Origin of the sequence: Micromonospora sp. NPDC050495, from assembly GCF_040655175.1 — a bacterium.
Lineage (GTDB): Bacteria > Actinomycetota > Actinomycetes > Mycobacteriales > Micromonosporaceae > Micromonospora.
This window is the reverse complement of the sequence record NZ_JBFAJK010000054.1, coordinates 1-20,528: the sequence shown is the minus strand read 5'-3', so window position 1 is coordinate 20,528 and position 20,528 is coordinate 1. Positions and strand designations below refer to the sequence as shown.

Below are 20,528 nucleotides of genomic sequence, written 5' to 3'. Positions count from 1 at the left end.
CGTGCTCGCCGTACTCTCGCCCGGCCAGGGTTCCCAGAAACCCGGCTTCCTGATCCCCTGGCTCGACCTGCCCGACGCCGAGACGCGGCTGCGCTCATGGTCCGCGCTGGCCGGCGTCGACCTGGTCCACCTCGGCACCGAGGCGGACGCGGACGAGATCAGGGACACCGCGCGCACGCAGCCGCTGCTGGTCGCGGCCGCGCTGCTCGCGGCCGAGCACCTGCCGCTGCCGGACGGCGCGCTGGTCGCCGGGCACAGCGTCGGTGAGCTGGGCGCCGCCGCCCTCGCCGGGGTGCTCACCGCCGAGGCGGCCGTGACGCTCGCCGGGGTCCGCGGCCGGGAGATGGCCGCCGCCTGCGCCCTCGAACCGACCGGGATGGCCGCCGTGCTCGGCGGCGACCCGGACGAGGTGCTCGCCGCGATCGAGGCCAACGGGCTGCACCCGGCGAACCGCAACGGCGCCGGCCAGATCGTCGCCGCCGGCTCCCTCGACGGGCTGGACAAGCTCGCCGCCGAGCCGCCGACGCGGGCCCGGATCACCCGGCTGAAGGTGGCCGGGGCGTTCCACACCCCGTACATGGCCCCGGCCGAGGCCGCGCTGGCCGAGGTTGCGGCCGGCATCACCCCGGCCGATCCGGCCCGGACGCTCCTCTCCAACCTGGACGGCACCGCCGTCGGCGACGGGCGGGAGCTGGTCCAGCGGCTGGTCCGCCAGGTCACCGCCCCGGTCCGCTGGGACCTCTGCATGCGTACGCTGGCCGACCTCGGCGTCACCGGCGTCATCGAGCTGCCGCCGGCCGGCACCCTGGCCGGACTGGTCAAGCGTGAACTCAAGGGCGAGGGCGCGCCGGAGATCGTCACTCTCAACACCCCCGACGACCTGCCCGCCGCGCGGGACCTGATCGCCCGGCAGGCGCGAACGGAAGGCAACCACTGATGACCGGCAGCAGGATCGTCGCGATGGGGCACTATCAGCCCTCGCGGGTAGTGACCAACGACGAGCTGGCCCAGATGGTCGACACCAACGACGAGTGGATCCGGGACCGGGTCGGCATCGTCACCCGGCGGATCGCCGGAGACGAGACGGTGGCCGACATGGCCACCGCGGCGGCCGGCAAGGCGCTGGCCAACTCGGGCCTGACCGCCGCCGACATCGACCTCGTCGTGGTGGCCACCTGCACCTCGGTCGACCGCAGCCCGAACGTGGCCTGCCGGGTCGCCGCCAAGCTGGGCATCGCCGCACCCGGCGCGTACGACATCAACACCGCCTGCTCGGGCTTCGCGTACGCGCTGGGCACGGTCGACCACGCCATCCGGGCCGGTGCGGCGCGCAACGCGATCGTCATCGGCGCGGAGAAGCTCTCCGACTTCACCGACTGGACCGACCGCTCGACCTGCATCATCTTCGGCGACGGCGCCGGGGCGGCGGTGGTCACCGCCACCGGCGACGACGAGCCGGCCGGGGTGGGTCCGGTGGTCTGGGGCTCGGTGCCGGAGAAGAGCGATGCGGTCCGCATCGAGGGCTGGCGGCCGTACATCGCGCAGGAGGGGCAGGCGGTGTTCCGCTGGGCCACCACGGCGCTGGCGCCGCTGGCGCTGCAGGCCTGTGAGCGGGCCGGGGTGGCGCCGTCGGAGCTGGCCGCGTTCGTGCCGCACCAGGCCAACGCCCGGATCATCGACGGCATCGTCAAGCGGCTCAACATCCCGAATGCGATCATCGCGAAGGACATCGTCGAGTCCGGCAACACCTCGGCGGCGAGCGTCCCGCTGGCCCTGTCCAAGCTGATCGAGCGGCGCGAGGTGCCGACCGGCGCGCCGGTGCTGCTGTTCGGCTTCGGCGGCGGCCTGACCTACGCCGGCCAGGTCGTCCGTTGCCCGTGAAGACCCCCTCGGGCGCGAGCGCGCCGAGGAGTGACGACCGGCGTCGCCGGCCGTCGAGTGAACCCCCGATGAGAGGAACCAACCGCAATGACCCGTGACGAGATCACCGCCGGCCTCGCCGAGATCCTCGAAGAGGTTGCCGGGGTGAACCCGGACGACGTGGCCGAGGGGAAGTCCTTCACCGACGACCTCGATGTCGACTCGCTCTCCATGGTGGAGGTCGTGGTGGCGGCCGAGGAGAAGTTCGGCGTCAAGATCCCGGACAACGAGGTGCAGAACCTCAAGACGGTCGGGGACGCCGTCAGCTACATCGAGGCGCAGTCCTGATCATGAGTCGTCCCGACGTCGTCGTCACCGGGCTCGGCGCGACGACCCCGCTCGGCGGGGACGTCGCGTCGACCTGGGACGCCATGCTCGCCGGCCGCTCCGGGGTGAGTGCGCTCACCCAGGAGTGGGCCGAGCAACTGCCGGTTCGGATCGCCGCGCAACTCGCCGTCGACCCGTCGATGGTGCTCGACCGGGTCAAGCTGCGGCGGCTGGACCGTTCCGAGGCGATCGCCCTCATCGCGGCCCAGCAGGCCTGGGCCGACGCCGGGCTGGCCGACTCCGGGCTGGACCCGGAGCGGTTCGCGGTCAGCGTCGGCTCCGGTATCGGCGGCGCCACCACCCTGCTCGCCCAGGACGACATCCTGGAGGCGTCCGGCCCGCGGCGGGTCTCCCCGCACACCGTGCCGATGCTGATGCCGAACGGCCCGGCCGCCTGGGTCGGGCTGGAACTGGGTGCCAAGGCCGGGGTGCACTCGGTGGCCAGCGCCTGCGCGACCGGCGCGGAGGCGATCGCGCTCGGGCTGGACATCATCCGCGCCGGCCGGGCCGACGTGGTGGTGGCCGGCGGCACCGAGGCGGTCATCCACCCGCTGCCGATCGCCGGTTTCGCCTCGATGCGGGCCATGTCGACCCGCAACGACGAGCCGGAGAAGGCCTCCCGTCCGTGGGACAAGGGCCGCGACGGCTTCGTCCTCGGTGAGGGCGCGGGCATCGTCGTCCTGGAGCGCGCCGATCACGCCGCCGCCCGCGGCGCGCGGGTGTACGCCCGCCTGGCCGGTGCCGGCATCACCTCGGACGCGTACGACATCGTGCAGCCGCACGCCGAGGGCGAGGGCGCGATCCGGGCCATCGCCCGGGCGGTTGCCGACGCGGACGTCGCCCGGACCGACATCGTGCACGTCAACGCGCACGCCACGTCGACCCCGGTGGGCGACATGCTGGAGATCGGCGCGCTGCGCAAGGCGGTGGGCGACCACCCGGTGCTGACCGCCACCAAGTCGATGACCGGGCACCTGCTCGGCGCGGCCGGTGCGCTGGAGTCGATCGCCACCATCCTGGCCATCCGCGACGGGGTCGTCCCGCCGACGATCAACCTGGACGACCCGGACGAGGGGCTCACCCTCGATGTGGCCGCCCACAAGGCGCGCCACCTGGAGATCCCCGTGGCGCTGAACAACGCGTTCGGCTTCGGTGGGCACAACGTGGCCCTCGTCTTCACCCGCGGCTGAGCGCCGCGCCGGCCGCCGGGTGACCAGCGGTCGTACCAACAGGGTCCGCGCCCGTCCCGGGCACGGACCCTGTTCGTGTCCCCGGCCGGAGCAGGGTCCCGGTCAGCTCCGGTTGCGGGGGTGCTGGCGCGCGGTGCGCTCGTTGCCGCGCCGGTAGTTGCCGGTCCAGCGCGCCATCGCCAGCTGCGGGTCCTGGCCGACCTCGGCGAGGAACTCCGCGGCCCGACCGCCGCGCAGGGTGGCCGCCGTCCGGCCGCGGTGGGTGATCACCACGGTGCCGTCGGCCCGTTCGACGTAGTCGAAGCCCTGCGCCTGCTGTCCCATGGGCGCCCACCCTGCCAGCGTCCGCCGCGCCGCGCACCGGATTTTCGCGCTGCCCGGACCGGTCCCGATCCGTCCCTTAGGGTGGATCTGTCCGGACCGAGGAGCACTGGGTGGAAGCCACCGAGATCCGCAAGCTCGACGCGCTCGAGGACACCCACTGGTGGTACCGGGAGCGGCGGGCCCTGCTGGCCGGGGCGCTGCGCCGGCTGGCGGCGACCGGGGTACGCCCGGAGCGGGCGCTGGACGTCGGGGCGGCCGGCGGCGGCAACACTCGCGTGCTGCGGGCCCACGGCTGGCGGCCGGTCGCGCTGGAGTACAGCGCGGAGGGCGCCGGGCTGGCCCGGGACCGTGGCCTGCACGTGATCCGGGCCGACGCCCGGCAGTTGCCGCTCCCCTCGGCCGGCCTCGGCCTGGTGGTCGCCTTCGACATCCTGGAACACCTCGACGAGGACCACCTCGCCGCCGCCGAGATCCGTCGCGTCCTGCGTCCGGGCGGCACCGCGCTGATCGCGGTGCCGGCCGACCTGCGGCTCTGGTCCGCCCACGACGTGGCGGTGGGGCACGTCCGCCGCTACGACCGCGCCGGGTTGCGCGCCCTGATGGAGCAGGCCGGCCTGGTCGTCGACGAGCTGTGGAGCTGGAACGTGCTGCTGCGCCCGGTGGCCGCCTGGCGCCGCCGCCGGTCCACCGGCTCCGACCTGGACCGGCCGCACCCGGTGCTGAACCTCGGGCTGCGCGCGGTCGTCGCAGCCGAACGCCACCTGCCGGTCGGCGCGCTGCCGGGCGTCTCCCTGATGCTGCGCGCCCACCGCCCCGGCGACCGCCAACCCACACCGGTCACTCTGCGTGCCCTTACCGACACGGCACCCCATCACGCACGGTAAGGACCGCGTCGTCGCGGATTTTCGCCCGATTTGTTCCTGGCGGGACGCTGGACCAGCGCATCTCCTCGATCACCTGGCGGGGCTGGCATTGCCTTATCGGCGCCTTTGCTCTGCAGCCATCGACGCAGCAGTAACCCAGCGTCGAGCGTTGCGTATAAGGCTGCAGAGCAAAGGGGACCGGAGCACCCTCCGCCGTCGGCGCGGTCTATCACCCTCCGTGACCGCAGATGCCGTCGCGTCGACCGCCTCGCCCCGGCAGGGCCGCCCGCTGCGTTCGGCTCGGACTGCCGGCCGGCAGTCCGCGCCACACCAACCGCATGCCGGGCCGCACCGGGCACGGCCGGGCACGCGCCACCGGGAGGCACTGCGGCACGGGCGCCCGGCGACCGGGCGCGGGCGCGGGCGGAGGTCAGCGGAGCCGGTAGACCGCCAGCCGGGCGGTGTCGTAGCGCAGGTCGGCCAGGGTGCGCAGGGCCGACGACTCGCGGCCGACCTGGCGGTCGACGACCAGCCAGCGCACCCCGTACCGGTCGCGCAGGGCGGCCAGGCCGGCCGCGGTGGGCGCGGTGAAGGCGGCGTCGTTGGCGCGCAGCCGGGCGGCGTCCCAGAACGGCGCGTACGGGCCGGCCGGCCGGCCGACCATCCGGGGCGCGAACGCCCACCCCTCGACCAGCACCGACCGCTCGGCGTAGCCGCTGAGCCAGAACGAGCGGGCGTCGCACGAGCCGTCCACCACCTCCCGGCAGTGCACGTTGGTGGCGAGCACGTCGTCCGGGTCGCTGTGCGCGTGCACCCAGCGCGCCGCGGCCACCCGGGAGGCCGGCATCGGCACCACCGGGTACGCCCCGCCGTTCGGGTGGGCGCGGGCCGCCGCCGCGTCCAGCACCAGCCCCGGCGCCCCGGCCACCAGCACGGCGGTGAGCAGCACCAGCCCACCCCGGCCGGCCAGCCCCGGCCAGCGGCCCGCCAGCACCGGCCAGTACCAGGCCAGCACCAGCGCGAGCAGGGCCAGCGCGCCGGCCCAGCGGAGCAGCGGCAGCACCGGGGCGTACGCGGGCGTGGCGGGCGTGCTGGTCGCGGCGCCGAGCTGGATCGCGGTGAGCAGCACGGCGAAGCCGGCGGCGGCCGCGCCGAGCAGCCGCCGGCCGCGCGCGGACAGGGCGCGCCGCTCGGCCAGTTCGACCCAGCCCCAGCCGGACAGCAGCACCCCGAAGGCGAACCCGGTACGGGTGAAGTACTGGTTGCTGCTGCCCGGGTGACCGAGCAGCAGGTAGCCGGCCGGCCCGGCGAGGGCGCCGCCGAGCAGGAACACCTGCACCGGCGCCAGCCGGCCGCGGCGCACCCGCAGCAGGGCCACCACCCCGGCCAGCCGGAGCTGGAGGTTGAGCAGGAACGCCAGGAACACGCCCGCCCCGACCAGCGCGGTGAACCCGGCCGAGCGCCCGGCCGGCAGGTACGGGCGCAGCCCGGAGAACGGGTCGACGGTCACCCCGTGGCTGGTGAAGGCGAAGAGCACGGCGGTGGCGAAGAGCTGGGCGGCCAGCGCCAGCCCGGCGGCGACCAGCACGGCCCGGGGCAGCCGGCGGCGCACCACGAGGGTGACCGCCGCGGTGAGCCCCAGCGCGGCCAGCACCACCGGCAGCGAGCTGGCCTTCGCGCCGGTCGACGCGGCCAGGAAGAGCACCACCAGCACCCACGCTCCCCGGCCGAGGGCGGGCACGGCCACCCCGCGGGCCCGGCCGACCAGCTCGCCGAGCGCGGCGATCAGCGGCACCAGCAGCACCCAGCTGTACGTCATCGACGGGCTGCCCCAGACGATGAAGGTGGCCTGGGTGCCGAAGAGCTGCCGCCATCCGTCCTCGAAGCCGAACTCCCCGATCGTGAACATCAGCGCGCTGGCCACCACCCCGGCGTACGGGCGGCCACTGATCCGCCAGCCGACCACGGCGACCAGCACGGCGGCGAGGGCGCACAGCGCGGGCACCCCGAGCCGGAAGAAGACCGTAGGCAGGTCGACGCCGCTGATCAGGCTGGTCGCGGCCAGGTGGGCGAAGCCGAACCAGTGGTAGTGCAGCGGCTCGCCGGCGGCCTGCGGCACGTCCGGCGGCACCTGGTGGGTGGCCGCCCCGGCCAGGGAGAGCTGGAAGGCCAGGTCGATGTACTGCGCCTGCCCCTTGTCGGTGGGGAGCACCGGGGTCACGGCGAGGAACGACCCGTACAGGTAGCCGGTGCACCCGGCGATCACCCCGGCCAGCGACCAGGCCCAGCCGGCGGGCACGGTGGTGGCGTACCGGACCCGCCAGTGCCGGCGCAGCCGGCGTACGGCCACGAACGGCAGCACCACGGCCAGCGGCCACAGCCGCAGCCAGCCCGGCACGCCGAGGCCGGTGCAGACGGCCCACGCGGCCAGCTCCAGCACCAGGCCGACGGCCGCGCCCAGGGCCAGGTCCTCGACCAGGGTGTACGCCCGGCGGCGCAGCGCCCGGAAGACCAGCGTCCCGGGCAGCAGCACGGCCAGCAGCGCGTACGCCGTCCAGCGGACCAGCGCGCCGACCGGGGTGCCGGCGACCAGCAGGATGGCCGCCACGGCGAGGTAACCGGCGGCGGCCGGGGCGTACCGGCGCAGCCGGGACCGGCGGCCCGGGGCGACCGCGGCCGGGGCGGAACCCCCGGTGGCGAGCGCGGTCACCGGAGGCTGTCGGCCAGCTCGGCGGCGTCCGGGCGGGCCGGCACGCCGACCGCGCTGTCACTGGCCACCGCGTACGCCGGGCGGCGCTGCACGGCGGTGTAGATCCGGGCCACGTACTCGCCGAGCAGGCCGAGGCAGAGCAGCTGCACCGCGCCGAGGAAGAGCACCGCCACGTAGAGCGAGGGCCAGCCGGTCACCGTGGCGCCGGTGGACCAGGCCAGCAGCGCGACCACCACCAGCACCCCGCAGACCGCGACGCCGAGCAGCCCCAGCCAAGTGGCGACCCGCAGCGGGGCGGCCGAGAAGCTGGTGACGCTCTCCACGGCCAGCCCGGCCATCCGGGACAGCGGATATTTGGTGCGGCCGGCGGCCCGCTCCTGCCGCTCGTAGGCGACCTCCCCGCTGGGAAACCCCAGCCACGGCACCACCAGCCGGAGCACCGGGTTGCGTTCGGGCAGGTCCCGCAGCGCCTCGACGGCCGCGGAGCTGAGCAGCCGGAAGTCACCGGCCTGGGCGGGCACCTGCTCGCCGACCAGCCGGCGGACGGCCCGGTAGTAGCCGGCCGCGGTCCACCGCTTGAACCAGGTGTCCCGGCTGCGGTCGGCCCGGACGCCGTAGACCACGTCCAGCCCGTCGGCGCGCGCCCGGCGGAGCATCTCGACGATCACCTCGGGCGGGTCCTGGAGGTCGGCGTCGATGCTGACCACGTACCCGCCGCGGGCCCGGAGCAGCCCGGCGTGCAGGGCGGCCTGGTGACCGCTGTTGCGGCGCAGCCGCAGCACCCGCAGCTCGGGCCAGCCGGCCCGCAGCGCGGCCAGCCCGGCGGCGGTCCCGTCGGTGCTGCCGTCGTCGACGGCCACCACCTCGTACGCCTCGCCGAGCCCGTCGAGCACGCCCCGCAGGCGCTGGGCGAGCAGCGGCAGGACGGCCGCCTCGTTGAACATCGGCACCACCACGGAGAGTGCCGGCTGCGCTGCGGTCACGGCGCTTCGACCCCCCGGTTCGCTGCGGCGCGGACGGGGCCGACGCTACCAGTCAGGACGGTCGCCGCGGCCCGTCCTCGGGCTCCGTCCCCAGGTCAGGTGCCGCAGACGGTGGCCGGCAGGCCGGTCACCGCGACCGGGGAACGCCCGGCCGGGCGGGACTTACCGGCGAGCACCGCGGCCAGCGCGGTCATCGACGCCTGGCCGGACGAGTAGGTCGCCAGCAGCGTTGGCGAGTCCGCGCCGGCCAGCACGTACGGGGTGTCCATGGCGACCGTCACGGCCGCGCCGGCACGCAGGTCCTTGGCGTTGTCGCCGTACCCGACGAGGTGCACCACCCGCCCGCCGGAGGGCACCACCCGCACCCCGGCGGCGGTGAGCGCCTGGGTCAGCGCGGCGCGGGCGCGGTCCCGGCCGGCGGAGGAGGTGACGGTGACCGGGCCGGCGATCGGGGCGCCGCACCGGCCGCGCAGCTGGGTGACGGCCGCGGCGGCCAGGTCGGCGGCGGCCGTACGGTGTTCGGCGCTGCCCAGCGTGGACAGCTCGGGGGCGGGCCGGTCGGCCAGCTTGAACTTCATCGTCAGCACCCGGGTGGCCGCGTCGACCAGCCGGGTCCGGGGCAGCGACCCGTCCCGCAGCGCGGCCAGCAGCCCGTCGTACGCCTGGCCCACGTTCGGGGTCATCAGGATGAGGTCGTTGCCGGCGTTCAGCGCCCGCACCGCGGCTTCCCCCGGCGCCCAGCGCTTGGCCGGAGCCATGTTCATCCCGTCGGTGATGATCACGCCCTGGAAGCCGAGCTGGCCGCGGAGCACGTCGGTGAGCAGCTTGTGGGAGAAGGTGGCGGGGGTGCCCGGGTCGACCGCCCGCACGTCCAGGTGGGCGGACATCACCGCCATGGCGCCGGCGTCGATCCCGGCGCGGAACGGCGGGAACGCGGTGCGGTCCAGCACGGCGCGGGACTGGGCGACGACGGGCAGCTCGGTGTGCGAGTCGGCGGCGGTGAGGCCGTGGCCGGGGAAGTGCTTGACGCTGGCCGCCACCCCGGCCGCCTGCAGGCCGCGGACCGCGCCGCCCACCTGGGCGGAGGCGTTGCCGGGGTCGGCGCCGAAGGAGCGGGAGCCGATCACGGTGCTCCGGGTGGCGAGCACGTCGGCGACCGGGGCGAAGTCCAGGTTGATCCCCATGGCGGCCAGTTCCGCGCCGGCCGCCCGCCAGGCGGCCTCGGTCAGCGCCGGCTGCCGGGCGGCGCCGGCCGCGAGCGGGCTGGGCAGCAGGGTCACCCCGCCGGTGATCCGGGTGACCACCCCGTACTCCTGGTCGGTGCCGATCAGGAAGGGCGCCGAGCCGGCGGGCAGCCGGCCGGCGGCCGCGCGCAGCCCGGTGGTCAGCTCGTGGACCTGGTTCGGGTTCTCCACGTTGGTGGTGGCCTGGTTGCCGGAGGTCGGGTCGTCGGCGCTGAAGCCGACCAGGATCAGCCCGCCCAGGCGGTATTTCGCCACCATCTCGGCGGGGGTGGCGACGCCGGCCAGGGCCCGGTTGCCGGCCGCCGACCCGGGCGAGACCTTGGTCGCCGAGCTGCCGTAGGCGTAGGGCATCAGCACCTGGCCGACCAGGTCTTCGTCGGCGAGCGTGCCGACCAGGGCGGCCGCGCGGGCGGCCGGATCCGCCGCCGGATCCGCCCTGGTGGGCGTCGGCGCGGCCGAGGAAGGGCTCGACGAGGGCGCCGGGCGCGGCCGGTCCGGCCCGGTGCCGCACCCGGTGATGAGCACGGCGGTCAGGGCGGCGCAGGCGACGGCGGCACGTCGAGGGGAAGTCGACATCACCCCACGGTATCGGCGGAACTGAGTCCCCCGTCAGCCCACCCGGGTGAGCAGGGTCACCGGGGCGCCGTCGCCGGCGTACCGGTAGGGCTCCAGTTCGGCGTCCCAGGCGGTGCCGAGCGCCTTGTCGAGGGCGTGCGCGAGGGCCTCGGGGGCGCGGGCGGACGCCATGATGGCGCGCAGCCGGTCCTCGCCGAGCTGGATGTCGCCGGCCGCGCCGACGGTGGCCCGGAACAGCCCCCGCCCGGGCACGTACATGAACCGCTCGCCGTCGACGCCCGGGCTCGGCTCCTCGGTCACCTCGAAACGGATCATGGGCCACTGCCGGAGGGCAGCAGCCAGCTCGGCGCCCGTCCCCGGGCTGCCGGTCCACCCGCACTCGGCACGCCGGGCCCCCGGATCGACCGGCTGGGCCGTCCAGTGCAGGTTGACCGGCGCGGCGAGGACGCGCGCGATCGCCCACTCGACGTGCGAGCACACGGCGAGCGGGGTCGAGTGGACGTATACGACGCCACGCGTTGGCACGGTGACCTCCCGGTGAGCCGAGGTGCGTCTTCCCCTACGACCTCGTCCACCCGAGTGGCCTCTGGTAACTCATGATGACGCTGTGACGGGTGGTGCGCCAGCGAATCGGAAAATTCGCCGCCTCCGCCGGCGGGAAATACCCGGGTGGCTGACCTGGTTGTGCTCCCTGACGGCGCGACGACCAGCCAGGCGTCGAGGTCGTGTACAGTTCTCTGGGCGGTTCTGTGCCGCCGTACATCTTCGCGGGTTGACGCTCACCCGGGCGCCATCCGCACCAGCCCCCGGACGTTTTCCGTCCTCCCGTACGTCTGCAAGGAGTACCTCCGTGGCGAGCAACACCTCTAAGACCGCGCGCGCGTCAGTCCGGGCCGGCCAGGCTGGCCAGGGTGGCGCCCTCAGCGTGCTGGGCGAGTTCAAGTACCTGATCCCGCTCAACGGCGGCAAGCACGCCTACGTGCGCAACCTGACCAACGGCAAGACCGCGCACCTGCGTACCGACTCCGAGGCCTTCGTCGAGGAGATCCGCACGCTGGCCGCCGCCGGCCACGCCGCCAAGGTCCGCGCCGAGATCAACAGCCTCGCGGCCGCCCACCCGGAGCACGGTTGGGACGCCACCGAGAAGCGCCTCGTCGAGGCCGGCGTCTTCGAGGGCTGAGGCCCCGCACCAGCGACACCCCACGAACCGCCCGCCGGGTCATCCGGCGGGCGGTTCGTCGTCTATCCGTCCTCGGTCAGCGGGGTGACCTCGCCGGTGGCCAGGTCGTAGCGGGCGCCGACCACGGCCACCGTGCCGGCCGCGACCGGCCCGGCGAGCCGGTGGTCGGCGCGCAGCGCGGCCACCGTGCGGAGCACGTGCCGGCGGATCGCCAGCGACTGCGCCGCCGGGCCGTCGGCGCCGACCTCGACGACCGCCGGGGCGATCCGGTCCACCAGGTACGCCAGCGCGCCGCCCGGTCGCCGCCCGGTCCGCAGCGCCTGCACCGCCGAGCCGACCGCCCCGCAACGCTCGTGCCCGAGCACCATCACCAGCGTCACCCCGAGCTGCTCGACGGCGAACTCCACCGAGCCGTGCACCGCGCGGTCGAGCACGTGCGCGCCGGTGCGGATGACGCAGATCGAGCCGAACGTCTGGTCGAAGATCGCCTCCAGCGGCACCCGGGAGTCGATGCAGCCGAGCACCACGGCGTACGGCTGCTGGTCACCGGAGGCGACGGCGGCCGCCGCGGTGACGTCGTGGCCGTGCACCGGCTGCCCGCTGGCGAAGCGGCGGTTGCCGGCCAGCAGCTCGGCGAGGGCGGCCCGTGGGCTGCGGGCGGCCGGGGTGGGGCGCGGCATGCCTTACAGCGTGGTCGCCGATCCGGCCGGACGGGGCCGGGTCGGGAATCTTCTCCACGGCACGGTTGGCGTGATGTCATGGGGGGTAGCCGGTCGTTACCGCCGGGTTGACCCGGTGCGCAGGACACCGGCCGCCCGGGGGAGGTTCAGCGATGGGGCAGCAACTGGAGGTACGGCTTCCCGACGGCGTACGCCTGCACGTGGAGGCGACCGGGCCGGTCGACGCCGAGGTCACCGCGATCCTGCTGCACGGCTGGACGCTGGACGGGCGCAGCTGGCACCGGCAGCTCGCCGAGCTGCGGGCCCGCTTCGCTGGCCGGGTCCGGGTGGTGACCTACGACGCCCGGGGCCACGGCCGCTCCAGCTGCATGGCGCTGCGTACGGCGACGCTGGCCCAGCTCGGCGACGACCTGGCCGCGCTGGTCGACGAGGTGGCCCCCACCGGGCGGATCGTGCTGGTGGGGCACTCGATGGGCGGGATGACCGTGATGGAGTACGCCCACCGCCACCCGGAGCACTTCGCCGCCCGCACGGCCGGGCTGGTGTTCGTCTCCACCACCGCCGAGGGGCACACCCACACCGCGTACGGGCTCTCCCCGCGCATCGCCCGGCTGATCCGGCTGGCCGAGACCACCGGCGCCGGGGTGCTGGCCCGCTGCGGCGCCTGGCGTCCGCCGCGCGCCCTGCTCCGCGCGCTGCGCCCGAGCATCCGCTGGATGCTCTTCGGGGACCGCTGCGACCCGGCCGACATCCGGCTGGTCACCTCGGCGGTGGCGCACGCCTCGCTCCGCTCGATCGGCGGGTTCCGCGCCTCGATCGGCGCCCAGCACCGGCTGGCGACCCTGGCCGCGCTGGGCCGGCTGCCGGCCGCCGCCCTGGTCGGCGACCGGGACCGGCTCACCCCGCCGCCGTGCGCCGAGTCGATCGCCGCGGCGCTGCCCACCACCGAGCTGACCGTCTGCCCGGGCGCCGGGCACATGCTCATGATGGAGCGCCCCGACGCGGTCAACGCCGCGCTCGCCGCCGTCCTCGGCCAGGTCCTGGCCGCGGCGCCCGGCCCGGCGCAGCGACCGCTGGCCGCCTGAATCGGCGGAGCGGCCGTCGGTGCCTCGCGAACGGGTGGGAACCGCTGGATAACGGGCATCCGGCACGGGTCGAACGCCACGCGCGGCATGGCCCCGGCAGGGCGCTCAACCGCCGCCCCGTACCCTCATTCAGCCCGCCGTGCCCGCCCCGTGACCATCAGGAGCCCCCGCGTTGAGCGACCAGACCACCCTGGAACAGGAGATCGCCGTCGAACAGCGGCATCTCGACCGGGTGTACGCCCGGCTCGCGGAGCTGCGGCGCGCGGCCGCCGAGGCCGAGCGGGAGGGCTACCGGCTGGCTCGGGTCGGCAATTTCGGCGCCCTGGTGGAGCGGGACGCCATGGTCTTCCACGCGGCGCAGCGCCGGTACGTGCTCGACGCCGAGCACGAGGGGCTGGTCTTCGGCCGGCTGGACCTGCGGACCGGGCAGGTGCTGCACGTGGGGCGGCTCGGGGTGCGCGACGAGAACGCCGAGACGCTGGTGGTGGACTGGCGGGCTCCGGCGGCGGCGGCCTTCTACCAGGCCACCCCGGCCGAGCCGATGGGCGTGGTGCGCCGGCGCACCATCCAGTCGTCGGCGGAGAAGGTCACCCGGATCGAGGACGACCTGCTGGACCCGGAGTCGGCGCCGCCGGAGCTGGCGGTGGTGGGCGACGGCGCGCTGCTGGCCACCCTGTCCCGGGCCACCGGCCGGGGCATGCGGGACATCGTGGCCACCATCCAACGGGAGCAGGACGAGGCGATCCGCTCCCCCGGCAACGGCGTGACGATCGTCTCCGGCGGCCCGGGCACCGGCAAGACGGCGGTGGCCCTGCACCGGGCCGCGTACCTGCTCTACTCCGACCGCTCCCGGTACGCCGGCGGCGGCATCCTGGTGGTCGGCCCGTCGAGCGTGTTCGTCGAGTACATCGCCTCGGTGCTGCCCTCGCTCGGCGAGGAGACCGCCACCCTGCACTCGCTCGGCTCGCTCTTCCCGGGCGTGTCGGCGACCCGTACCGACCCGCCGGAGGTGGCGGCGGTGAAGGGCTCGCTGCGGATGCGCCGGGTGTTGGAGCGGGCCGTCCGGGACGCGGCGCCGGGCGCACCCACCGAGTTGCGCCTGCTCTACCGGGGCGAGCTGCTGCGGCTGGAGCGGGCCGAGCTGGACGGTATCCGGGACCGGGCGCTGCCGCGCGGGGCGCGCCGCAACGAGGTGCGCCGGGCCGGGTTCGACGCCGTGCTGGCCGCCCTCTACGCGCAGGCCCGCACGCTGCGCATCGGCCGGCTGCCGGAGCAGCCCGCGTTCGAGGACGAGATCATCGACCGGCCGGAGTTCCGGGAGTTCCTCAAGGCGTGGTGGCCCCGGCTGCATCCCCGGCACGTGCTCGGCTGGCTGGCCCGCCCCGAGCGGCTGCGCCGGTACGCCGGCGGGGTGCTGTCGGGGGCGGAGATCGGGCTGCTCGTCGAGGCGTACCGGAGCCTGGCCGGGGAGGGGCCGACGATCGCCGACGTCGCGCTCCTGGACGAGTTGGACGCGTTGCTCGGCAAGCCGGTGCAGCGGCGGCGACCCCAGCGCGACCCGTTCCAGCTCGCCGGGGGGGTCCGTGAGCTGAGCACGCACGCCGACCGGCAGCGGGCGGCCCGGGCCGCCGCCCGGGAGCGCCCGGAGGACTACCGCGACTACGCGCACGTGGTGGTCGACGAGTCGCAGGACGTCTCGCCGATGCAGTGGCGGATGATCGGCCGGCGCGGTCGGCTGGCCTCCTGGACCGTGGTGGGCGATCCGGCGCAGACCGCCTGGATCGGCGATCCGCAGGAGCTGACCCGCGCCCGCGACCAGGCGCTGGGCCGGCGCCGCCGGTACCGGTACGAGCTGACCACGAACTACCGGAACTCGGCGGAGATCTTCGCGGTGGCGGCGGCGGAGATCCGCCGGCTCTACCCGGACCTGGCCCTGCCCAGCGCGGTGCGCTCCACCGGGGTGGCGCCGGTCGAGCGGGTGGTGCCGGCGGCCGGGCTGCCGGCGGCCACCGTGGCCGCGGCGCGGGATCTGCTGGCCGAGGTGGCGGGCACGGTCGGGGTGATCACGCCGGTGCCGCGCCGGGACGAGGTGGCCGGCTGGCTGGACGCGCTCGGTGCCGGCCGGTTGCAGGTGGTGACCAGCCTCCAGGCCAAGGGCATGGAGTACGACGGGGTGGTGCTGGTCGCGCCGGGCGAGATCCGCGCCGACCCGGGGTCGGGGGTGCGGACCCTCTACGTGGCGCTCTCCCGGGCCACCCAGCGCCTCACCACGCTGGAGCCGGCCGCCTGACGTCGGCCGGTCCGCCGTCCGGGGCCCGGCCCGGCCATTCACTTGCACACATAGCGATGTGAGCATAGATTGAGTCCGGCCGGGCCGAGGGACGAGAGGGTAAGGGCGTGGGCGGAGGTCATGACCACAGCGGCGCGGTGGCCAACGCCGCGCAGCGCCATCGGGGCCGGCTGTGGGCCGCGCTCGGCCTGCTCACCGCCCTGATGCTGGTCGAGGCCGTGGCCGCGTTCGGCACCGGCTCGCTGGCCCTGCTCTCCGACGCCGGGCACATGTTCACCGACGTGCTCGGCATCGCAATGGCGCTGGCCGCGATCACCGCCACCCGCCGGGCCGGGACCGATCCGCAGCGCACCTTCGGGCTCTACCGGCTGGAGGTGCTGGCCGCCCTGGCCAACGCGGTGCTGCTCGGCGCGGTCGCCGTCTACGTGCTGGTCGAGGCGCTACGCCGGTTCGGCGAGCCGCCGGAGGTGCTCGCCGGGCCGATGCTCGCCGTGGCGGTGCTCGGCCTGCTGGCCAACATCGCGGCGTTCGCCCTGCTGCGCGCCGGCGCGCAGGAGAGCATCAACCTGCGCGGGGCCTACCTGGAGGTACTCGGCGACCTGCTCGGCTCGCTCGGCGTGATCGGCGCCGCGCTGGTCATCGCGGTCACCGACTGGTGGTGGGCCGACCCGCTGGTCGCCGTGGCGATCGGGCTGTTCATCCTGCCGCGCACCTGGCGGCTCGGACGGGCCGCGCTGCGCATCCTGGTGCAGGCCGCCCCGGAGCACCTCCAGGTGACCGCCGTGCACGACCGGCTGGCCGCGGTGCCCGGCGTGGCCGAGGTGCACGACCTGCACGTCTGGACGCTCACCTCAGGGATGGAGGTGGCCTCCGCGCACCTGACCATGGCTCCCGGCGCCGAGGTGGGCGAGGTGCTGGCCGCGGCCCGGACCGCGCTGCACGACGACTTCTCGATCGATCACGCCACGTTGCAGATCGAACCCGGAGCGTCGGCGGGCGCGTGCGGCTCGGTCGAGTGGTAATGAGGACAACCTTAAATCCGAGTGGCTATTGTGCACTTATGCCGGCTTTATGCCCGAATGCTCGGCCCGCCTACCGGGCCGGGACCGGGTACCGCCGGTAGGCTCGGTCCCGGCCGCCGGGCGGCGCCCTCCCGGCGCCCGCGGTGGCCGTCGCCTAATCGCCGGAACGCGGCGAGCCGGGGAACCACGCACCTGGGGTGCATCCGCGTCAGCGGTAGGGATCTTCCGTCCCGAACCCGTCAGCTAACCCGGTCGGCGGTTGACGGAAGGAACCTGAATGCCATCCATGGCACCTGTACGACGGACGGCCGCCCGGTTGGCGGCCCTGCTCGTCGCGACGCTCGCCCTCGGCGTCGTGACCGTGCCGGCCTCCCCCGCGTCGGCGACTTCCCCCGCCGGCCGGCTCGCCGGCCCTTCCCCGACCGGCCTGCTCGCCGCCGCCCCGGGCGGTGACGACGAGGGCGGCACCCCCGCGCTGCGCGCCCAGCTCGACGCGGCCAGCAAGGGCTGGCTGGAGGCGCGGACCGCGCTGAACCGCTCGACGAGCCGGCAGAAACAGCTCACCGCCGACCTCGCCGGCATCGGCGCGGAGCTGGACCTGCGGGACGCCAAGGTCGGCGAGATCGCCGGGGTGGCGTACCGGACCGGCCGGCTCGGCACCGCGTCCGCGCTGCTCGGCAGCAGCAGCCCGGAGGGCTTCATGGACCGGGCCGCCGCGCTCCAGCAGGTCGCCGCGCATGAGGACCGGGCGCTGCGCGACCTGCTCGACGCCCGGGACCGGGCCACCCGCACCCAGGCCGCACTGGCCGCCGAGATCCAGGAGCAGCGCAAGCAGGTCGCGGTGATGGCCAAGCGCAAGCAGCAGGCCGAGCACGCGCTGGAGGTCGCCAACCGGTCGGCGTCCCGGCCCGACGGCGGCAGCGTGCAGGGCACCTCCCGGACGAACGCGAAACCGGCGCCCCGCAACGCCGACGGCTCCTGGCCGTCCGAGTCGTGCAGCGTGAACGACCCCACGCCGGCCGACGGGTGCATCACCCCGCGCACCCTGCACGCCCTGCAGCAGGCCAAGGCGGCCGGGTTCACCCGCTACGTCTCCTGTCACCGCAGCGGCGGCTCGGGCGAACACCCCAAGGGCCGGGCCTGCGACTTCGCCGCACAGAAGGACGGCTTCGGCGGGGTGGCCAGCGGCGGCGACAAGACGTACGGCAACAACCTGGCCGCGTACTTCATCCGCAACGCCGACGCGCTCGCCGTGCTCTACGTGATCTGGTTCCGGCAGATCTGGCTGCCCAGCAGCGGGTGGAAGGCGTACAGCGGGGGCAACGGCGACCCGTCCAGCGACCACACCAACCACGTGCACCTGTCGGTCTACTGAGCCGCCGCGGGTGGTCCGCCGCCCCGGCGGGCCACCCCGGCGCGACCCCCGCTACGCCCCGGGACGTACGCCGGGTGTCGTCCGGCGGACCACGACGGCGGGCCGGCGGCGGAGCAGCATCGGCGGCATGACCCGACTCTCCCCGACCGGACGCAAGGCCCTGCTCACCCTGCACCTGGTCACCGCGCTGGGCTGGCTCGGCACCGACCTGGTGCTGCTCACCCTGGGCGTGGCCGGGCTGCGCGGGGCCGACCCGGACGTGGTCTACCCCACCGCCGGGCTGCTGGTCACCTACCTGTTCGCCCCGCTGAGCGTGGCGGTCTGGCTGGTCGGGGTGGCCAGCGCGCTGCTCACCCCGTGGGGCCTGCTGCGCTGGCGCTGGGTGCTGGTGAAGCTGGTGCTCACCACGGTCATGCTCGGGCTGGTCCTGCTGCTGTTGACGCCGCGGATCCGGCACCTCGGCGCGCTCGGCGGCGCGGCGTCCCCGCACCTGCGGGTGGATCTGGTCGTCCCGCCGGCCGTCTCCAGCACGCTGCTGCTCGTCGCCACCGTGCTCTCCACCTACAAGCCGTGGGGGCGGCTGCGGCCCGCCGCACCCACCAGCCGACGGGCGGCGCCGCAGCGCCCGGGCCACCCCGACGGGCAGCGCCCGGCGGTCGAGGATCCGGCCGGCCGGCGGGCCTGAGCCAGTAGCCCGACGGTGTGGCCGGCGGGCCGGGGTCAGGCGGCCGAACCTGTGGCCGGCCGGTGGGCCGGGGTCAGGCGGCCCGGCCCTCCAGGGTCGCGCCGAGCCGGCTGGCGAGGCCGAGGTGCGCGGCCCGGGCCTGCCGGAAGGCGTACCCGAACAGCGGGGCCGGTGCGGAGAGGGTGATCTCCACGTCGATGCGCACCACCCCGTCGGGCTCGTCCCGCAGCCGGGTGTGGTTGCGCACCGTGGTGGCCGGCTGCTGCCGGGCCACGGTCACCACCTCGTCCTCGTTGGCGACCAGCACGTCCGCCTGATAGGTCACCGGGAAGTGCAGCGGGCCCAGTTCCAGCCGGTCGGTGATCGCGTAGCTGGCCAGGGCGCCGGGGCGGGGCGGCAGCTCGCGGACCCGGATGATCAGCGGATGCAGCTCGCCCTGCCGGCTCAGGTCACCGAGCAGGGCGAGGGCCTCCGCGCGGGTGCAGCGGGCCTGCACGGTGTAGCTGAAGCTGTCGCTGCTGAGCAAGCCGGACCCCCTCGCCGTCGACGGTCGGCACGATCGTGCCGTACCGGGGCCGGGCTGGCAACGGTGGGGCGGTCCCGACGGTCGGCGCGCGACGCGACGGGTCAGGCGCCGGGGAGCACCTCGGAGCCGCTGTCGGCGAAGTAGGGCTCCGGAGCGCCGAAGAGACCGAGCAGACCGGTCACCCAGAGCTGCCGGTGCACGAAGCGGCTCGGCTCGGTGACCAGCAGCTTGACGCCGCTGACCTCGGCGGTCTGGAAGCCGGCCACCATCGCGCTGATGCCGACCGAGTCGATGAAGGTGACCAGCCGCATGTTCAGCTCGATCCGGCTGGGGCGGCCCTTCGCGAGCACCTCGGCGATCGCTTCACGCACCTCGTACGCGGTGTCGACGTCGATCTCACCCCGCGGGGCGATCTGGATGACACCACCCGACAGAACCGACTTCACGATCGACAGGCTCACGCGAGCACCTCCACTCGCCCGTACGGGCGCCTCATCAGTACGCGGGCCGCGACCGAGAGTATTCCTCCGATGGCCTCGGTCGCCACCCCTCGGGATGAGCAATTCGCGGACTGGGCACACCTGGGCATCCCAATCCGGACTCTATGGGTCTTCATTTCCCTACGACAACTGTTCTGAATCCTCAACGACCGACCGGGCCGGTCGATCCGCCGACCCAGGGTAGCGGGCGTCCGCCCGTGGGGCCCGTACGTATTCCCGGCGCGTTTCGGGTGGTTCCTCCCACACCGGGCCGGAAGCGGGGCGGCCGGCCCGGCACGGCTGGTTTGCCGCGGCTGCCGCGTGGGCACAGCCCGGGTGGAGCGAACCGTCACCCGCCCGATGCCCGCCGCGGTCCCGCCGACCCCCGGGACTTCGGCAGCCGAGGAGGTACACCATGTTCGGAAGCAGTCTGCTGGACCGCCGGAGCAAGCCCGAGCGGATCGCGGACCAGGCGTGGGAGCAGCTGCTCTCCACCGTCGGGTCCGCCGGTGACAGCGTCCGGGACGCCGCGCGCGCCGCCCGCCGCAACGGCACGGGCCTGGCCGACGACGCCAGCGACCTGGTCGGGTCCGCCGCCGAGGAGGCCCGGCGCCGGGCCACGCTCGCCTTCGACGCGCTCGCCGGCCGGCGGCCGGCGCTGCCGTGGACGCTGCTGATCGCCGCGGCGCTGGCCGGCGCGGCCATCGGCTGGGCGGCCGGCACCGCGGCCCGCGCCGCCGGTGGCCGGTCCCGCGAGCTGGAGGAGATCGAGTTCGTCGACGTGGACCGACCCGACTCCCCCGTCCTGGACAACTGACCCGCACCCCACCCACCGATGCGGCGGCGTCCCCCGGCGGGGACGCCGCCGCTCGGCGACCAGGGCCGACCCAGGCCGATTAGGGCCGACCCGGGCCGATCAGGGCCGGCCCGGGTCGGGGACGCCGCCGCTCGCCGGGGCGGGGGGGGGCGGGGCCCGCCCCGGCGGGGGGCAAAGCGTGGGGGGGGCCGGCCGGGCCGCGCCCCCCCGGGGTTCGGAGTGGCACCCTGCTGAATCCCATCCACAACCAGG

General features: G+C 75.3%; 20 protein-coding genes and 1 riboswitch. Of the genes, 12 read left to right on the top strand and 8 right to left on the bottom strand.

The window, feature by feature from the left end:
- The first annotated feature begins 1 nt into the window (after position 1).
- The 4 genes from AB0I11_RS30330 (at position 2) to fabF (ending at position 3,437) form a co-directional block, all read left to right on the top strand.
- Complete coding sequence (locus AB0I11_RS30330) at positions 2–937, top strand: ACP S-malonyltransferase (RefSeq protein ID WP_357328326.1); 936 nt, start codon at positions 2–4, stop codon at positions 935–937.
- A complete protein-coding gene (locus AB0I11_RS30325) occupies positions 937–1,881 on the top strand; it encodes a beta-ketoacyl-ACP synthase III (RefSeq protein WP_357328323.1) in 945 nt (314 codons plus the stop codon). The genes AB0I11_RS30330 and AB0I11_RS30325 overlap by 1 nt, the downstream gene beginning before the upstream one ends.
- 87 nt (positions 1,882–1,968) lie before the next feature.
- Positions 1,969–2,208, top strand: coding sequence for an acyl carrier protein (locus tag AB0I11_RS30320; protein ID WP_007072348.1), 240 nt, complete (start codon positions 1,969–1,971; stop codon positions 2,206–2,208).
- Positions 2,209–2,210: 2 nt separating this feature from the next.
- The gene (gene fabF, locus AB0I11_RS30315; RefSeq protein WP_357328320.1) at positions 2,211–3,437 is read left to right on the top strand and encodes a beta-ketoacyl-ACP synthase II; all 1,227 of its coding nucleotides are present in this window, start codon (positions 2,211–2,213) and stop codon (positions 3,435–3,437) included.
- Between the two features lie 102 nt (positions 3,438–3,539).
- Here fabF and AB0I11_RS30310 read toward each other — a convergent pair whose 3' ends face one another.
- On the bottom strand, positions 3,540–3,761 hold the full coding sequence (locus AB0I11_RS30310; RefSeq protein WP_357328317.1) for a hypothetical protein: 222 nt from the start codon (positions 3,759–3,761) through the stop codon (positions 3,540–3,542).
- 110 nt (positions 3,762–3,871) lie between these two features.
- Here AB0I11_RS30310 and AB0I11_RS30305 point away from each other — a divergent pair, with 110 nt between their 5' ends.
- Entirely contained in the window at positions 3,872–4,645 is a 774-nt protein-coding gene (locus AB0I11_RS30305; RefSeq protein ID WP_357328314.1) for a class I SAM-dependent methyltransferase, read from the top strand.
- 409 nt (positions 4,646–5,054) lie between these two features.
- On the opposite strand, the gene AB0I11_RS30300 is transcribed toward AB0I11_RS30305, so the two are convergent.
- The 4 genes from AB0I11_RS30300 to AB0I11_RS30285 form a co-directional block, all read right to left on the bottom strand.
- Positions 5,055–7,334 carry a hypothetical protein gene (locus AB0I11_RS30300; protein WP_357328311.1) on the bottom strand — a complete coding sequence of 760 codons (2,280 nt, stop codon included), beginning with the start codon at positions 7,332–7,334 and terminating at the stop codon, positions 5,055–5,057.
- Positions 7,331–8,317, bottom strand: a complete 987-nt coding sequence (locus AB0I11_RS30295; protein ID WP_357328308.1) for a glycosyltransferase family 2 protein — start codon at positions 8,315–8,317, stop codon at positions 7,331–7,333. The genes AB0I11_RS30300 and AB0I11_RS30295 overlap by 4 nt, the downstream gene beginning before the upstream one ends.
- Before the next feature lie 95 nt (positions 8,318–8,412).
- Positions 8,413–10,137 carry a glycoside hydrolase family 3 N-terminal domain-containing protein gene (locus AB0I11_RS30290; protein WP_357328304.1) on the bottom strand — a complete coding sequence of 575 codons (1,725 nt, stop codon included), beginning with the start codon at positions 10,135–10,137 and terminating at the stop codon, positions 8,413–8,415.
- Between the two features lie 33 nt (positions 10,138–10,170).
- Positions 10,171–10,662 (bottom strand): DUF3145 domain-containing protein, encoded by a 492-nt coding sequence (locus tag AB0I11_RS30285; protein WP_357328301.1) that lies wholly within the window; start codon positions 10,660–10,662, stop codon positions 10,171–10,173.
- Between the two features lie 325 nt (positions 10,663–10,987).
- Here AB0I11_RS30285 and AB0I11_RS30280 point away from each other — a divergent pair, with 325 nt between their 5' ends.
- Positions 10,988–11,317 (top strand): hypothetical protein, encoded by a 330-nt coding sequence (locus AB0I11_RS30280; protein ID WP_357328298.1) that lies wholly within the window; start codon positions 10,988–10,990, stop codon positions 11,315–11,317.
- A 62-nt stretch (positions 11,318–11,379) separates the two neighbouring features.
- Here AB0I11_RS30280 and AB0I11_RS30275 read toward each other — a convergent pair whose 3' ends face one another.
- On the bottom strand, positions 11,380–11,997 hold the full coding sequence (locus AB0I11_RS30275; protein WP_357328295.1) for a carbonic anhydrase: 618 nt from the start codon (positions 11,995–11,997) through the stop codon (positions 11,380–11,382).
- Positions 11,998–12,149: 152 nt separating this feature from the next.
- Here AB0I11_RS30275 and AB0I11_RS30270 point away from each other — a divergent pair, with 152 nt between their 5' ends.
- From AB0I11_RS30270 to AB0I11_RS30250, 5 genes are all read left to right on the top strand, one after another.
- Positions 12,150–13,082, top strand: a complete 933-nt coding sequence (locus tag AB0I11_RS30270) for an alpha/beta hydrolase (protein ID WP_357328292.1) — start codon at positions 12,150–12,152, stop codon at positions 13,080–13,082.
- Between the two features lie 172 nt (positions 13,083–13,254).
- A complete protein-coding gene (locus AB0I11_RS30265) occupies positions 13,255–15,372 on the top strand; it encodes an AAA family ATPase (RefSeq protein WP_357328289.1) in 2,118 nt (705 codons plus the stop codon).
- A 107-nt stretch (positions 15,373–15,479) separates the two neighbouring features.
- Complete coding sequence (locus AB0I11_RS30260) at positions 15,480–16,394, top strand: cation diffusion facilitator family transporter (protein WP_357328286.1); 915 nt, start codon at positions 15,480–15,482, stop codon at positions 16,392–16,394.
- A 141-nt stretch (positions 16,395–16,535) separates the two neighbouring features.
- A riboswitch (cyclic di-AMP (ydaO/yuaA leader) is annotated at positions 16,536–16,668 on the top strand.
- A 12-nt stretch (positions 16,669–16,680) separates the two neighbouring features.
- Positions 16,681–17,769 (top strand): hypothetical protein, encoded by a 1,089-nt coding sequence (locus tag AB0I11_RS30255; protein WP_357328283.1) that lies wholly within the window; start codon positions 16,681–16,683, stop codon positions 17,767–17,769.
- 127 nt (positions 17,770–17,896) lie between these two features.
- Positions 17,897–18,454 carry a hypothetical protein gene (locus tag AB0I11_RS30250; protein ID WP_357328281.1) on the top strand — a complete coding sequence of 186 codons (558 nt, stop codon included), beginning with the start codon at positions 17,897–17,899 and terminating at the stop codon, positions 18,452–18,454.
- Between the two features lie 73 nt (positions 18,455–18,527).
- Here the strand turns inward: AB0I11_RS30250 and AB0I11_RS30245 are convergent, their stop codons facing one another.
- Positions 18,528–18,980: an SRPBCC family protein gene (locus AB0I11_RS30245; RefSeq protein ID WP_357328278.1), complete on the bottom strand. Its 453-nt coding sequence runs from the start codon at positions 18,978–18,980 to the stop codon at positions 18,528–18,530.
- A 101-nt stretch (positions 18,981–19,081) separates the two neighbouring features.
- Positions 19,082–19,441 (bottom strand): STAS domain-containing protein, encoded by a 360-nt coding sequence (locus tag AB0I11_RS30240; RefSeq protein ID WP_357328275.1) that lies wholly within the window; start codon positions 19,439–19,441, stop codon positions 19,082–19,084.
- Positions 19,442–19,874: 433 nt separating this feature from the next.
- Between AB0I11_RS30240 and AB0I11_RS30235 the strand changes: the two genes are divergently transcribed.
- Positions 19,875–20,276: a hypothetical protein gene (locus tag AB0I11_RS30235; RefSeq protein WP_357328272.1), complete on the top strand. Its 402-nt coding sequence runs from the start codon at positions 19,875–19,877 to the stop codon at positions 20,274–20,276.
- Positions 20,277–20,528: the final 252 nt, after the last annotated feature.